The organism is Microbulbifer maximicatervae (SeqCode) (assembly GCF_052467615.1).
Window position 1 is genome coordinate 4,350,526 of the sequence record NZ_CP174319.1, and the last position, 14,475, is coordinate 4,365,000.

At 48.6% G+C, this 14,475-nt stretch carries 12 protein-coding genes, 2 rRNA genes and 1 pseudogene (1 of these 15 only partly in view); 2 read left to right on the top strand and 13 right to left on the bottom strand.

All coding sequences use genetic code 11. The annotated features are described in order from the left end of the window. Positions 1 to 3 precede the first annotated feature (3 nt). The 10 genes and pseudogenes from ACJJIM_RS19130 to ACJJIM_RS19175 all read right to left on the bottom strand — a co-directional run bounded on the left by ACJJIM_RS19130 (position 4) and on the right by ACJJIM_RS19175 (position 9,755). Positions 4 to 774 carry a VIT1/CCC1 transporter family protein gene (locus tag ACJJIM_RS19130; protein WP_413663721.1) on the bottom strand — a complete coding sequence of 257 codons (771 nt, stop codon included), beginning with the start codon at positions 772 to 774 and terminating at the stop codon, positions 4 to 6. Between the two features lie 11 nt (positions 775 to 785). Then, entirely contained in the window at positions 786 to 1,268 is a 483-nt protein-coding gene (locus ACJJIM_RS19135; RefSeq protein WP_413663722.1) for a GNAT family N-acetyltransferase, read from the bottom strand. Positions 1,269 to 1,303: 35 nt separating this feature from the next. Next, positions 1,304 to 2,071: a hypothetical protein gene (locus ACJJIM_RS19140; RefSeq protein WP_413663723.1), complete on the bottom strand. Its 768-nt coding sequence runs from the start codon at positions 2,069 to 2,071 to the stop codon at positions 1,304 to 1,306. Between the two features lie 13 nt (positions 2,072 to 2,084). Then, on the bottom strand, positions 2,085 to 2,666 hold the full coding sequence (locus ACJJIM_RS19145) for a hypothetical protein (protein ID WP_413663724.1): 582 nt from the start codon (positions 2,664 to 2,666) through the stop codon (positions 2,085 to 2,087). Positions 2,667 to 2,796: 130 nt separating this feature from the next. Then, positions 2,797 to 4,689: a DUF885 domain-containing protein gene (locus ACJJIM_RS19150; protein ID WP_444911747.1), complete on the bottom strand. Its 1,893-nt coding sequence runs from the start codon at positions 4,687 to 4,689 to the stop codon at positions 2,797 to 2,799. A 188-nt stretch (positions 4,690 to 4,877) separates the two neighbouring features. Continuing rightward, on the bottom strand, positions 4,878 to 5,405 hold the full coding sequence (locus ACJJIM_RS19155; RefSeq protein ID WP_444911748.1) for a mechanosensitive ion channel family protein: 528 nt from the start codon (positions 5,403 to 5,405) through the stop codon (positions 4,878 to 4,880). Positions 5,406 to 5,454: 49 nt separating this feature from the next. Further along, positions 5,455 to 5,697 (bottom strand): annotated as a pseudogene (locus ACJJIM_RS19160) (mechanosensitive ion channel family protein); the annotation flags it as partial. 31 nt (positions 5,698 to 5,728) lie between these two features. Continuing rightward, the gene (locus ACJJIM_RS19165; protein ID WP_444898275.1) at positions 5,729 to 6,322 is read right to left on the bottom strand and encodes a DNA-3-methyladenine glycosylase I; all 594 of its coding nucleotides are present in this window, start codon (positions 6,320 to 6,322) and stop codon (positions 5,729 to 5,731) included. Between the two features lie 105 nt (positions 6,323 to 6,427). Beyond that, entirely contained in the window at positions 6,428 to 7,417 is a 990-nt protein-coding gene (locus ACJJIM_RS19170) for an SDR family oxidoreductase (RefSeq protein WP_444911749.1), read from the bottom strand. A gap of 229 nt (positions 7,418 to 7,646) precedes the next feature. Then, the gene (locus ACJJIM_RS19175; RefSeq protein WP_444911750.1) at positions 7,647 to 9,755 is read right to left on the bottom strand and encodes a prolyl oligopeptidase family serine peptidase; all 2,109 of its coding nucleotides are present in this window, start codon (positions 9,753 to 9,755) and stop codon (positions 7,647 to 7,649) included. Positions 9,756 to 9,842: 87 nt separating this feature from the next. Here ACJJIM_RS19175 and dtd point away from each other — a divergent pair, with 87 nt between their 5' ends. Together dtd and ACJJIM_RS19185 are read left to right on the top strand one after the other, a co-directional pair. Then, entirely contained in the window at positions 9,843 to 10,280 is a 438-nt protein-coding gene (gene dtd / locus ACJJIM_RS19180) for a D-aminoacyl-tRNA deacylase (protein ID WP_413663730.1), read from the top strand. Between the two features lie 69 nt (positions 10,281 to 10,349). Further along, complete coding sequence (locus tag ACJJIM_RS19185) at positions 10,350 to 10,919, top strand: GNAT family N-acetyltransferase (protein ID WP_444911751.1); 570 nt, start codon at positions 10,350 to 10,352, stop codon at positions 10,917 to 10,919. A gap of 32 nt (positions 10,920 to 10,951) precedes the next feature. On the opposite strand, the gene ACJJIM_RS19190 is transcribed toward ACJJIM_RS19185, so the two are convergent. The 3 genes from ACJJIM_RS19190 to ACJJIM_RS19200 all read right to left on the bottom strand — a co-directional run. Beyond that, positions 10,952 to 11,944 carry a YncE family protein gene (locus ACJJIM_RS19190; RefSeq protein ID WP_444906927.1) on the bottom strand — a complete coding sequence of 331 codons (993 nt, stop codon included), beginning with the start codon at positions 11,942 to 11,944 and terminating at the stop codon, positions 10,952 to 10,954. Between the two features lie 797 nt (positions 11,945 to 12,741). Then, a 5S ribosomal RNA gene (gene rrf, locus ACJJIM_RS19195) occupies positions 12,742 to 12,857 on the bottom strand. A 203-nt stretch (positions 12,858 to 13,060) separates the two neighbouring features. Then, positions 13,061 to 14,475: ribosomal RNA gene (locus ACJJIM_RS19200) — 23S ribosomal RNA — on the bottom strand (it continues 1,467 nt past the right edge of the window).

Sequence of the window (14,475 nt, forward strand, 5' to 3'; positions counted from 1 at the left end):
ATATTAAGTCACCAAGTGGCGCAGTAGATAGCCAACGGCGAGTGCCAGGACCGCTGCGCTACTGCCAAAAAACAGAGTTTTTAAGCCCGCCACCAGCAGGTGGTGGGAAAACACCAATCCTTTGCACAAGCCAATAGCAAAAAAAGCGCAGACCGAAAGAACGGCGCTCGCATAAAATTGTTCGGCGGGATTAAGGCTGTGGAAAAGGTAGGGCAACAGGGGAATAGCACCTACACACAAAAAAGCGACGAAGGTTATCAGTGCCGCCCCCAGAGGCTTATGCTCTAAGCGGCTTATACCGTACTCTTCCGCCAGCATTGTCTCTATCCACAGCTTTTGATTCGCGGTGATAGTGGCAACAATATTATCGAGAACTTCACCTCGAAATCCCTTTCGATAGAAAATCTGCCTGATCTCTTCCCGCTCTCCCTCGGGAATTAAAGCAATATGCTGACGCTCTGTACGCATAGCCGCGGCTCGTTGCTCACGCTCCACACTGGCAGCTTCATAATTGCTTACCGCCATGCTGAAACCATCAGCGATAAGGTTGGCAAAGCCCATCACGAGCACAACCGCTTCGGAGAAGCCTGCACCAAAAGCGCCTGCAACAATGGCAAAGGTAGTTACGCAGCCATCTATCGCTCCCAAAACAAAATCAGAGAGCCACTGTGACTGTGGACGACTTCGCAAGCGCGCCTCAATACGCTCCGGTCGATGCTCCTCAATTAGCGCTTCCCGGCTTTCCTGTTGGTGTTTTGGGTTTTGCCGGTCCATAACCAGGCGAGCTACTGTAAAAACCGCTGCATAACATAAGCATCTTGCAACCTTCCCAAAGGATCGGTAAATGCTCTATCTAGCGTTTTGATAATAGTGAAGCCCAGCTCGGTATAAAGGGTAATTATGGGCTCATTGTCGCTGGGAACGTAGTTGAACTGCATTTCCAAATAGCCGGCGTCCTGGGCTCTGGCGATTGCATGCTGGACCAGTGCACGATCTACACCGCGATCGCGCACATCCGTGTGCACGAGAAAGTTGGCTGTCGCGACATGGCTATGAATACCAGGGAAATTAACCCCTAATTTATACACCCCCAGCAGGTGAGGTAACTCTTCGGTAACATAAGTCTGTAAGTCGTCATTAAGCCATTGAGCAGAAAACACTTCTCGACTGATCTTATGCGAGAAAGGCAGATCCCCTCTGTTTCGCACAACACTAAAGAGGCTCCACATGCCTTCGAGGTCACTCTCTATAGCCTGCCGAATATCCATAGGAATCCATATCTCAGACGGCTTGCCGCACTTGCCTAGCGCACAATGAAGCTCCCCCGATCCACACCGGTATTTCCAGTCTTGGGATCATAGGCATATAGCACAATTTCATAAACACCTGGCAAATCCGTCGCAAAGGGCGCACTAAAAGTATTCATAGTCTCCTGTATCTCTAGCGGCACTCGAGCAAATGATTTGCCATCTCTTTTAATCAATGCCACAACTTCTATCTTACTGCCATCCCAAAGCCCACCATCGGTAAGTGAACATCCGCACATCATTACCACATTAGCGCGAATCTCAAAGGGACTCTGGTCCAAGCCTGTATAGAGATGGGTCTGTGGGCTGAGTAAATCCACCAACATTCCCGGAATTTCCACAATCAGCCCATCACCAGAAATAGGCTTTCCCGGAACCAGCCAAGTCTGTGTCTGCGCCACCACTCGGGCCTGCTTTTTGATATACGGTGCAAGAACTTCCACCGTCAGAAACACCGGCTCACTGATATTCAGTGTAGCGGTAAAATGTGCAGCGCCATCGGCGATAGGTTGGAACCTCTCTCGGGGCGTTTTCATAATTCTGGTGGTGTCACCGGTGCTCCCTTGGGTAAGCCCCTTGGCAAGAATTTCCCCAGAATCTGCATCGCGAATAATAACCATGGCACCACCGATGGAGGAGCCAATAAACTTGGCATCCATGGCCTTGGCGCGCACGGTAATTTCAGTGGGTGTTGGCTCCGCCCATAAAGCGGAAGGAAACAGTTGTAATAGCAGAGCGACGATAATAAATCCTGAACGTCTCATAGATACTCCTCTCTTATACATTGCCCAGAAGATAATAAGCCCCCAAAATACCCACTCCCCAAAACACAGCCCCTACAGCCAACCAAACAAAATTCCAGGGAGTAAATCTCGAGTTAGCCTGTCCTGAAATATCTCCATTAACCATATTGGCAGCTTTCTGTCCCTCATAAAGTGGCCACAATGTAAAGGGTAAGAGAAGTATGCTTACTATATCGATCAATGAAATTACATCGGAGTAATAGGAAATCCTGTCGACAATAGCCCCGGCAATCGCAAAAACTACATATAACGTAGCCCAAAGTGCCGGCACCCAGCGGTAATCCACCTTATCAATCTCGATACGGCTTTGAATCCTGGAAAAAAGGGAGTGAGTAAAAAAGATAGAGAATATCGCCCGCATAACCGGCCACATATTCTCTCCACTAGCACGCTGATATTCTGCCCAATGACGGTAAAACCAATAAACTGAATAGATACCCACTGTACCTAGGCTCATTACCCAGAATTTGGTTGGTGAAACTATATAAAACTGCGCTTCATCTTCTGAAACAGTATCTAATTCAGCCTCTGGGGCAGAGTAAATATTTGAATCCATTGGGACTTTTCCATAAACAAGTATTTTAGGGAAAACCAGCTTTCCTCTATACACAGACGATATTCACAGAAATAAGCCCAATAAAAAAGCCGGGCTATGCCCGGCTTTTTAAAAGAGTCAGCTAAGAAGCTTATGATTGCTTCACTGATTCCACCCAAGAGGCTACGCGGCTCTCCAATACTGGCACTGGCAAAGCACCGCCACCCAGTACGGTATCGTGGAATCCGCGAATATCGAATTTATCACCCAACTGATCTTCAGCCTGCTTGCGCAGCTCCTGAATTTTCAGCATACCGATCTTGTAAGCAGTCGCCTGGCCCGGCCACGCCAGGTAACGACGCACTTCGGAACGAACTGCAGTCTCGGGGATTGCGGAGTTTTCCAGGAAGTACTCCACCGCTTGCTCTTCACTCCAGCCTTTGGCGTGCAGGCCGGTATCAACAACAAGGCGAATGGCTCGCCACATTTCAGCCGTCAGGTGGCCAAACAGGTTATAGGGATCTTCGAAGGCCCCCATTTCTTTAGCAAGCTTCTCAGAGTACAGCGCCCAGCCCTCTACATAGACAGTAAAGTGAGCTTGAGTGCGGAACTGCGGGATACCTTCCAATTCCTGAGCAATTGAGATCTGCATATGGTGACCGGGGTTGCCTTCGTGGTAGGCCACAGTTTCCATATCAGTCGTGGAATAGGCACTCATATCAGACAGATGCGCATAGTAAATACCCGGGCGGGAACCATCGGGAGTGCCGGGGTAGTAATGCTGGGCACCGCCATCCTGTTCGCGGAAAGACTCAACCCGCTTTACTACCAACTCAGCTTTCGGCAGAAGGCCAAAGTATTCCGGCAATTTCTTGGTAATGTTGTCCAGGAACGCAGTTGAGTCATCCAGGTAGCCCTGGCGACCTTCATCGGTATTCGGGTAGTAGAATTGGCCATCTTCGCGAATAAACTTGAAGAAGTCCTGCAGGCTACCTTCGAAACCAACCTGTTTCTTGATAGTTTCCATCTCACCACGGATACGCGCCACTTCTTCCAGGCCGATATTGTGGATCTCGTCGGCAGTCAGGTCCGTAGTTGTGGTGTTGGCCAGGCGCTGATTGTAGTAGGCCATACCATTGGGCAAGCTACTAGCACCTTGAGGCTCTGCTGAGGCCTTCTGCATATCCGCTTTGAGCCAGGTAACCAGCCCTTGATATGCGGGGAAGAACTCAGTCTCTAATGCCTTGCGCGCTTCCGCAGTCAGCTTGTCTGCCTGCTTCTGATCAATAGTACCGGCTTCGAGCAGCTCAGCGATTTTCCCTTTGGCACCGGCCCACAGAGGTGCGTCTTCACCATCGGTAAACGGCGCGCCTTCAATCAATTTACTGGACTGATCAATTGCACCCTCATAGGCAAAGCGCGGGGGGCGGATACCTTCTTTGGACGACAGCTTAGCGCGGTCAAGCAACTGGTTGATCGCGCGGGAGATACCACCGATACGGGTGATATACGCCTGCATATCTTCAACGTTGTCGACCTTGTGGAAGTTCAGCAGGAAGTTGGGCAACTGCGATTGTGCACCTCCCATCTGCTCAAAGATGTAGCCGTGACGGATAAACGGCGCAGCGGCCTTGGCCTGTTCAAACTGATAAATCCAGATATCGTAGGAGGTTTTCCCTTCCTGGGTCAGCTTGCTGTAGTCGAAATTCTTCTTGAGCTCTTCAACACTTTTCTCTTGCCAAACCAAGCGGCGAGCCTCTGCGGCTTCACTCATATCGTCGATTTGGTCGTAGTGGTCTTTGCGACCCAGGTAGGACAGCTGAATCGGACTGAACTGCAGCTGTTCCTCATAACGCTCATCCAGCCACTCAGTCAGGCGCTTGGTTTCGGCAACCGCATCTACAGTTACTGAGGCCTCGGCAACCGCATTTTGGGGCTTATCTGCGTTGGCTACAGTCTGGGTACTCTTGTCACCCTGACAGCCCGCAAGGATAGCGACAGCCAGCAGGCTGGGGATCAGTGGGTTGTTCAGCTTTATCGGCATCTTCCTATCTCGATCAAAAGTTGTACAAAAAAACGCCGCTAACTTTGACACGAATTCGGTGAGGTGTCGATTCATGCCCCCCAGAACGCCATATGTTTGCGTTGAGTTGAGGCAAATCGGAGATTTTGGACTAGGTGGGCCCAATACCTGGAGCAAGATATTGCCACAAGTGACCCTGTGGTAATGGACTAACGCCGGCTTGTGACCCGATCCACGATATGTAGCTCTCGCTGGGGAAAGGGTACCGTCAAGCCTTCTGCCTCCAGTGCAGGCTTAAGCTTTTGCATCAGGGACCAGTAAACATCCCAGTACTGGTCATTGGCAGCCCAGGCCCGCAACTGTAAATTGACCGCGCTGTCAGCAAGCGCCTTAACAGCGAAACTTGGCTCTGGCTCAGCGAGAATACGGGGTTCCTGTTCTACCAGGCGACGTAATACTGTTAGGCCGCGATCAATGTCATCGCCATAGGCGATACTCGCCACAATCTCGATACGGCGAGTCTTATTGCGGCTAAAGTTGGTGAGCACTTGCCCCCAGATAGCACTGTTGGGTGCGGTAATACGCAGCCCATCCGTGGTATCCAGCTCCGTAGTAAACAGCCCCACCTCGCGAACGGTGCCCATTATGGTACCGAACTGAATCACATCCCCAACGCGGAACGGCCGCAATCCCAGCAATAGGAACCCCGAAGCAATATTTTGCAGGGTATCTTTCAATTAAGGCTACTGCCACACCAGTAGCGCCGAGTAGAGCAATTAAGCTGGTAGTGTTAATACCAAATACATCCAATACCAGCAGTGCGCCAACAATATAAACCGCCCAGCTCGAAATACTGCGCATTACCGGGCGCAAGGTAATATCAAACCGGTCCGGCAGACGATCAACCGCTCGGCGAGCAAGATGGGCCACAAACAGCGTCACCAAAACTACCAGTAGTGCGGCCGCCAACTTTAGGGATAATGCAGTTACTTGGGGCCAATACTCATTGAGTAAGCTATTAATATTCATCGATCCCCAAAAATAAATCTCTATTTTAAATTCAAGCCAAACCTAAATTCTGCGCCTCATCGACACAACGCTGATGAGCCGGACAAGTTTCCAAGTGATCATTGACCATTCCAGTTGCCTGCATATGTGCGTACATAATGGTTGATCCCACAAAACTAAAACCCGCTTTCTTTAACGCCTTACTCATCGCATCAGATTCTGCTGTAGTGGCCGGCACCTGCTTCATGGAGCGGGGGCGATTAACAATCACTCTTCCATCGGTGAACTGCCAGAGAAACTCCTTTAAGGATATACCGCGATCGCGCAACTCGAGGGTTGCCCGTGCATTCTTGATGGCCGATTCAACCTTGAGCCGGTTGCGAATAATTCCCGGGTTGAGAAGTAATTTCTCTACCTTTTTAGGGGTGTACCGAGCAATTTTTTCAGCATCAAAATTATTAAACAGTTTACGGTAATTCTCCCGCTTATTGAGCACTGTAATCCAGGATAAGCCCGCCTGGGCCCCCTCTAGCAACAAAAACTCAAACAGGGTTTGATCATCGGTAACCGGCCTACCCCACTCCTCATCGTGGTAACTTTGATAAAGTGGTGTAGACAGGCACCAGTCACAGCGCTTTTCCGCCATCATTACTTCCTTTTTATGACTAGCTTGCGCCGGAGAAAAAGTAATACTGAATAAGCTGTAAAACCAAAAGCAAGGCAACTAACCCAAAAATAATATTATTACGATTCACTTCGACTCCAACAAATTGTTCTGTACTAACCAATCGCGACATTCGCATAACATAGTATCCAAAGCCACCCCCGATTGATAACCGAGTTCACGTTCAGCCTTAGCACTACTAGCAACGACTCTCCGCGTTACCAACGTGGCCTTTTCAGGAGTAATAACCGGCTCTTGCCCACTCACACGAGACCAGAGATCGGAAAACCAGGCGATAGATTGAATTAGGAATGCCGGTGTGGTGCGTTTTGGTACAGGTTTATGCAATAACTCAGCGATCTTTCCAAAGAATTCTAAAAAACTGGCATCCGTTCCGGCCAGGATATAATTTTCACCACACCGCCCCTTTTCAACCGCATCGATATGGGCTCGCGCTACTGCACCGGCATGGCAAAAAGAACCCCAGCCCGGTGGAACACCTGGTAATTGATTTTTATCAATCAGAAAAAAGGTCTGCGCCCAACTGGTGGTATCGTATTTACCCACAATTGCGCAAGGGTTAAGAAATACCGCATCCAGGCCCTGCTCAATTTCTTTGCGAACGGCAATTTCCTCTCTTTTTTTCGTGTAAAGATAATGATGGTGAGGATCATCTGCCAGCTTATCACTTTCTTCAGTAATTCTTTCCTTATGGTAGCCATAAGCAGAAATTGAGCTGGTCACCACCATACGCCCTACATTTTTCTCCCTGGCAACTTTGGCAATATTCGCTGCCCCCTCAACATTATCTTTCCATTGCTGGGCATTACCGCCGCGCCACATACTGGTATTAGCCGCCATATGGAAAAGCGCATCGACGTTATCTGGGATTGCAGCTTGAAGGGACTGAGGATCATTCAGAGAGGCTTCAACCAGGTTGACGCCCAAAGAGCGTAACATATCGGTATTGGAGGTGCGCCGATGCATAGCGGTAACTTTCCATCCATCACCAACCAATTGCTCTACCAAATTAGCGCCGAGAAAACCGGTTCCCCCGGTTACAAATGCATGTTTCATAAATCCACCGGATGAGTTGTTATCGTTATTCATACCCAGTGATTAGCTCTATCGAAGCCACCTCCTCCCGGAAGGGCAGACCGGTTGGTGATACGACCACTCCGACAGAGTGGGCGGCACACTAACTTCATTAGTGACACCGCCCCAAAACTAAACCCCTTTGCAATCGTCCTACCGGGAGTTTTATTGATTAATCCCGCTATTACTTTTGTTGGGTTAGCTGGAAAGGCTACTCGATTTTCATGCCCAGCTGGTAGGCAAGGAAGCTCCACTGATTGGCGAAGTCTTCCACCTGCATCCATACCGGCTTGCCTGCACCGTGCCCAGCCCGAGTCTCCACGGCAAGCCAGACTGGTTTATCACAGCCCTGATCTTTTTGTAGGGCTGCCGCAAATTTGTAGCTGTGCCAGGGAACCACTCGATCATCGCGATCGGCAGTTGTGATCAGCGTGGCCGGATAGCAGGTGCCCTCACGGGTGTTGTGGACCGGAGAATAGGCATGCAGCGCTTTGAACTCATCGCGATTTTCACTAAGCCCATAATCGCTCGACCACTGCCGCGCATTGGCGGAGGCGGTGTGGTAACGCAGCATGTCCAGGACACCCACTACCGGTAATGCCGCCGCAAACAAATCCGGTCGTTGTACCAGCGTTGCCCCCGCCAATAGTCCACCATTGGAGCGACCACTAATAGCAAGCTTTTCAGGAGAAGTGACTTTCTCCTCGATCAGCCACTCAGCTGCAGCGATAAAATCATCGAAGACATTTTGCTTTTGCGTCTTGGTACCCGCCTGGTGCCAAGCATTGCCGTACTCGCTACCACCGCGCAAGTTGGCCAGTGCCAGGGTGCCGCCCATATCCAACCAACCGACAAAGCGGTTGTAGAAGCGCGGTAACTGAGCGGAGTTAAAACCACCATATCCATAAAGCAGCGTCGGGTTGGAGCCATCTCGCTTCATTCCCTTCTTATGCACGAGGAATAGAGGCACCCGGGTACCGTCCTTACTCTTATAGAAATGCTGGCTCACAGTCAGATCGGAAAAGTCTGCTGCATATTTTGGCTGCTTGAACAGTTTGGTTTCACCAGTCTGTACATTCAGGTGGTAGATACTCGGCGGGGTAATAAAATTAGAGAAAGCGTAGAAGGTCTCAACTTCATTCGGCTCACCATAAAACCCCTTCACTGAGCCCACCCCTGGCAGCTTCAGCTCGTACTGTTTCTTACCGTTAGTATCGGTCACCAGCACTCGCGATTTTGCATCCTCCAGGTAGTGAAGCACAAAGCGATCACCGATATAACTGGCACTCTGCAGGGCACTAGTCGTCTCCGGCACCAGATCGCGCCAGTGTTTGCGTTGCGGCTTATTCAGATCAATAGCGATTACACGGCCCAGCGGCGCCCCCGCACTGGTCTCAAAGTAAAAGGTGCTCCCTTTATTTCCGAGATACTGGTATAGGCCATCCCAGTCATCCAGAAGCTTAACTACCTTGCCGCTTTCATCGCGTAAATCGCGATAGTAAAAGCCGTTCGAGTCATAGCCGTCGAAGATGCCAAACAGGAGATAGTTGCCATCGTCACTCACCGTCGCGCCCGGGTTCCGGGTGGGATGATCGGTAATTTCATAGACCAGTTGATCACTCTCCTGGGCATCTCCCAGTCGGTGAAAATAGACGGCTACCTGTTTACTATCATCCGCCGTGCCATCTCTGTTAAACGGGTACCGGCTATAGTAAAAACCGGACTCATCCGGCGCCCAACTGGCATCACTAAACTTGATACCAGTCAGTTGTTCCTTCAGATCCTTGCCTGTCTTTAGGTCGCGAATACGATAGTCGGTCCAGTCAGTGCCACCATCCGAGATACCGTAAGCCAGATAGCGGCCCTTTGGACTGACTTTGAGGCGCTTGGCAGCAATAGTGCCATCTTCACTTAGGGTGCGTGGATCTAAAACCGTATCGCCCTCAGCAGACAGGCTAGAGGCCTTATAGAAAACATTCTGATCCCAATCACCGGTGTTGTAGCTGTAGTAATAGCTATCGCCCTTCTTGTACGGAACACCGTAGCGCTCGTAGCGCCATAGTTCTGCAAGCCGGTCATTGATTTTCTGCCACCCGGGCAGCTCCTTCAAACGCGGTAATGAATGGTCATTCTGTTTGGCCACCCAACTCTTTACCTCATCACTGGACATTTTTTCCATCCAGCGATAGGGGTCAGCCACCTTTTGACCAAAATATTCATCAATTTGAGCACCCGGTTTACTATCCGGATAGCTATCAGCTGCGTGAACACTCACCGCAGCAAGTGCACCGGCAACCAGTGCCACTAGCTGTCTCTTCATACCGTTATTCTCGGTTTCTCTACTGGGAACAGTCCGCTAATCTAGGCGATTTAGACGATCGGTTCCAGAGCAGCAGAGAGAAGTGAGATGAAAGGATTGATCCAAAGGGTAAGCCATGCCCAGGTTAATGTAGCGGGAGAGGCCGTTGGGGCCATAGATAAGGGTATCCTCCTGCTGCTAGGTATCGAAGCCCAGGACACTACCGATAGTGCAGATAAGCTGCTGCACAAAGTCCTGAATTACCGTATTTTTCCCGATGATAAAGGGCGTATGAATCTCAACCTCCAAAAGGCGGGAGGTGGGCTCCTGATTGTCAGTCAGTTCACACTAGTTGCCGAAACTGATAGAGGTTTACGCCCGAGCTTTAGTCGCGGCGCATCACCAGAATACGCGGAGGAGCTCTACAACTATTTCGTTAAAAGTTCCAAAGCCCAATTTACGCCAGTGGCCACTGGAATATTTGCGGCGGATATGCAGGTTTCACTAGTCAATGACGGCCCGGTAACTTTTATGCTGGAAACCTAGAGACCTTCCACAGGCTCTTTCTGTTGTTTCACCTAATCAGGAAAACTCTACCAGTTGGTTAGGTTGCTAATGACTAAAAATATCGCTAAAAAATGGAGAGGCAAAAGGATGACTAAAAATCCTATAGTAGTAAACAGTGATATCAAACTCGATCCACTTTTGGATAGTGACACAGAAATCATCTTTGCCTTAATTGAAAATAACAGACCACTGCTAGAGAAATATCTCTATTGGGCAAAGCTTGTTGTCGACCTCCCAACCACAGAAAAATATATTGCCGACAGAGTATTCAGCAATAGTTTCGGAGCATCCTGGTACAAGATCCACTATTCAGACAAGGTAGTCGGGATCTTTGGTATCAAGGAAATTGACCTTAAAAAACAAAATGCAGAAATAGGGTATTGGTTATGTAAAAGCTGCCATGGCAATGGAATCGTAACTCGAATCGTAAATAAAATATCTAGCTACTTGAAAGATCTGCACGATATTCAAGCGTTGAACATTCACTGCTTATCTGAAAACAGTGCCAGCATAGCCGTAGCAGAACGCGTAGGTGGAGTGCATAGTGAAACTATTCCAAATTATTATTCGATTGATGGAATATTTCAGGACTTAAAAATCTACACAGTTCCTACCTGATTCATTGTTTTAACAGTGGAGTTCAGGAATATTTATTGCTGAATATTTACTGGGCTCCACTCAATACCATCTGACCCTTGTCCCGCATTAAATATACGCTTAACTTTCCAAGTTGCGGTATCTATTTCAACAACTTTTCCGTCTCTCTGAGAACCGGCAAATAAAAACTTTCCGTCCGGAGAGAAAAATAGCGATGCTGGCTGTCTGGCCCCTGCGCTGCCGACATCAATCTCATGTAACTGTTTACGGGTCTTGGCGTCATACACGAGTATACGATTACCATTTAAGTCTGCTACAGCTACCACTTCGCCATCAGGGTGAAACCTGATTCGGATAGGCAGAAAACCAACATCTATCGTTTCTTTTTGCTTTAACGTTTCAGTATCGAAAATAAAGATATTTTCTGACTGATTATTCCCTATCCATAGCTCGCTATTATCGGGGCTTACCCACACCGCCTCCGGCCCATCCCCTGCCGGTATTGTAGATTTCAACTCCATAGTCTCTGTATCAATTACACTGAACGTATCCGACCCCCGGCTAGTAACGTAGGCGGTCTTCAGATCAGGTGATAGTGCAAGCATATGGCTACCTACCTGATCAGTACGGGCAACGCCCAATACTTTTCCTTCAGCCACATCCACCTTTATCACATCGCTGGTTTCTTCTGTCGTAACAATCACATTATTGCTGTCGCCCAGCCAAGCGATACCGTGAGGGCCTTTGTGTGGACTGATATCAATTCTTTTCAGGCGCTTACCGCTCGCGATATCGAATACATTCAGCTCTTCTCCCACGTAGCCATCTTCAAGGTAAGAAACTACCACCACTTTAGATTTATCCGGCGACACTATTAATTCATGGGGCGAACCTCCAGTTTCCGGTTTCTTAACCTCTTGGCCGGAAGCCAGGTCAATAAAACTCACCGTGCCCTCATATTTATTTCCTACTACCAACGTCTGCGCCCTTAGCGATCCAGCAGCTAAAAGTACTAATGACATGGAAATTAAAAGTAGAAATCTCATTAGCAAGCCTCTCGGAGGAATTTGTCGCTAATAGAATGCTTCCTTAACAGCACACCCCAGCGAGCCTTTTAGAACTGAAAAGTCAGTCCTGGTTATCCACTGCAACACTGGATAATAGATCGTAAAAATAGAACTCTTTAGATGTTTTCTTCATTACAGGGATGTTACTAACAGAATTCTTGGATAGTACTGTGCATAACTTTTGGATAGAGGTCTGGAAGCCTTTAATTTCGTGCAATGAAATAATTCGATTAAAAAACCAACGAAAAAAGTATCAGGTTATCCACTAAAAGTAAGACCAGAACGTTACTAACAGAAAGTCTGGATAGAGTTGTGTATAACTTTAATAAACGGGCTACAGGCCCCGTGGTTACAGGGGATTACTGCAGAGACTAAAAAATCACCGATATTTTTACCGGCTAAATATAATTTTTGGCGGGAGTGGTATGGGTACTTTTCTGAGTTTTATGCGAGTTATTTTTGTTGAATGATTTTTTATATAAGTGCTACGGAGGTATGTAAAGACCTATTTTTATAGGCTTTTTAGGAGAGCATCTGTTTAAGGTGCTCAGGTAGTTTTAGGTTTTTCTTTTTTTAATTACTGACTGATTTTTTAAATAGAAAGTTGAGCATTAAAGTTTTTCAGAACTATTTTATTTTTTCTATTTAATTTCGACTAAGTAATTCCTGCTTTCCCTTTCTTCCTTCCCTTTTCTTAGTTTTTTATTTTTTGTTTTTAAAATATTTTCAGCCATAAAAAAAGGGCCACCCTATTGGGTGGCCCTTTCGGATTAGAAGCCTGACGATGACCTACTCTCACATGGGGAAGCCCCACACTACCATCGGCGATGTTGCGTTTCACTTCTGAGTTCGGCAAGGGATCAGGTGGTTCCACAACTCTATTGTCGTCAGGCAAACTGGCTTGGGTTGGCGTTGGTCTTATAAGCAAAGTGCTTGGCCTGCCGCGTTATCGCTGTTTGCCTCGGTCATGTTGTTGACCGGCGATAACCCCAAATAAGTCGGTAAAACAATCTGTAGTAATACACCGCAAGCGATCGTATGTCTCTAACTCACAATCCGCTAGCTTAGCTAGTCGTTAGTAACCATCTCTGTTGTATGGTCAAGCCGCACGGGCAATTAGTACTGGTTAGCTCAACGCCTCACAACGCTTCCACACCCAGCCTATCAACGTGGTAGTCTTCCACGGCCCTTCAGGAGGCTCAAGGCCTCAGGGAGATCTTATCTTGAAGGAGGCTTCCCGCTTAGATGCTTTCAGCGGTTATCCCGTCCGAACATAGCTACCCGGCAATGCCACTGGCGTGACAACCGGAACACCAGAGGTTCGTTCACTCCGGTCCTCTCGTACTAGGAGCAACTCTTCTCAAATCTCCAACGCCCACGGCAGATAGGGACCGAACTGTCTCACGACGTTCTAAACCCAGCTCGCGTACCACTTTAAATGGCGAACAGCCATACCCTTGGGACCGGCTTCAGCCCCAGGATGTGATGAGCCGACATCGAGGTGCCAAACACCGCCGTCGATGTGAACTCTTGGGCGGTATCAGCCTGTTATCCCCGGAGTACCTTTTATCCGTTGAGCGATGGCCCTTCCATACAGAACCACCGGATCACTATGACCTACTTTCGTACCTGCTCGACATGTCTGTCTCGCAGTCAAGCGCACTTATACCATTATGCTCATTGCATGATTTCCGACCATGCTGAGTGCACCTTCGTACTCCTCCGTTACTCTTTGGGAGGAGACCGCCCCAGTCAAACTACCCACCATACACTGTCCTCGATCCGGATAACGGACCAGAGTTAGAACCTCAAACATACCAGGGTGGTATTTCAAGGACGGCTCCACAACAACTAGCGTCGCTGCTTCAAAGCCTCCCACCTATCCTACACAAATAGGCTCAAAGTTCAGTGCAAAGCTGTAGTAAAGGTTCACGGGGTCTTTCCGTCTAGCCGCGGGTACACTGCATCTTAACAGCGATTTCAATTTCACTGAGTCTCTGGTGGAGACAGCGTGGCCATCGTTACGCCATTCGTGCAGGTCGGAACTTACCCGACAAGGAATTTCGCTACCTTAGGACCGTTATAGTTACGGCCGCCGTTTACCGGGGCTTCGATCAAGAGCTTCGCCGAAGCTAACCCCATCAATTAACCTTCCGGCACCGGGCAGGCGTCACACCCTATACGTCCTCTTACGAGTTTGCAGAGTGCTATGTTTTTAATAAACAGTCGCAGCCACCTGGTCACTTCGACCGGCCTCAGCTTAGGGAGCAAGTCCCATCACCAAAACCGGCGTACCTTCTCCCGAAGTTACGGTACCATTTTGCCTAGTTCCTTCACCAGAGTTCTCTCAAGCGCCTTGGTATTCTCTACCTGACCACCTGTGTCGGTTTAGAGTACGATTCACTATTACCTGAAGCTTAGAAGTTTTTCCTGGAAGCAGGGCATCAACCACTTCACCCACTAAGTGGGCTTCGTCATCAGTTCTCAGCCTTAGGGACCCGGATTTGCCT

Excerpts from the sequence above, each read along its gene's own strand:
- ACJJIM_RS19140 (WP_413663723.1), bottom strand. The coding sequence starts at position 2,071 with ATGAGACGTTCAGGATTTATTATCGTCGCTCTGCTATTACAACTGTTT.
- dtd (WP_413663730.1), top strand. The coding sequence starts at position 9,843 with ATGAAAGGATTGATCCAAAGGGTAAGCCATGCCCAGGTTAATGTAGCG.
- ACJJIM_RS19170 (WP_444911749.1), bottom strand. The coding sequence starts at position 7,417 with ATGAAACATGCATTTGTAACCGGGGGAACCGGTTTTCTCGGCGCTAAT.
- ACJJIM_RS19130 (WP_413663721.1), bottom strand. The coding sequence starts at position 774 with ATGGACCGGCAAAACCCAAAACACCAACAGGAAAGCCGGGAAGCGCTA.
- ACJJIM_RS19145 (WP_413663724.1), bottom strand. The coding sequence starts at position 2,666 with ATGGATTCAAATATTTACTCTGCCCCAGAGGCTGAATTAGATACTGTT.
- ACJJIM_RS19150 (WP_444911747.1), bottom strand. The coding sequence starts at position 4,689 with ATGCCGATAAAGCTGAACAACCCACTGATCCCCAGCCTGCTGGCTGTC.
- ACJJIM_RS19135 (WP_413663722.1), bottom strand. The coding sequence starts at position 1,268 with ATGGATATTCGGCAGGCTATAGAGAGTGACCTCGAAGGCATGTGGAGC.
- ACJJIM_RS19185 (WP_444911751.1), top strand. The coding sequence starts at position 10,350 with ATGACTAAAAATATCGCTAAAAAATGGAGAGGCAAAAGGATGACTAAA.
- ACJJIM_RS19190 (WP_444906927.1), bottom strand. The coding sequence starts at position 11,944 with ATGAGATTTCTACTTTTAATTTCCATGTCATTAGTACTTTTAGCTGCT.
- ACJJIM_RS19175 (WP_444911750.1), bottom strand. The coding sequence starts at position 9,755 with ATGAAGAGACAGCTAGTGGCACTGGTTGCCGGTGCACTTGCTGCGGTG.
- ACJJIM_RS19165 (WP_444898275.1), bottom strand. The coding sequence starts at position 6,322 with ATGGCGGAAAAGCGCTGTGACTGGTGCCTGTCTACACCACTTTATCAA.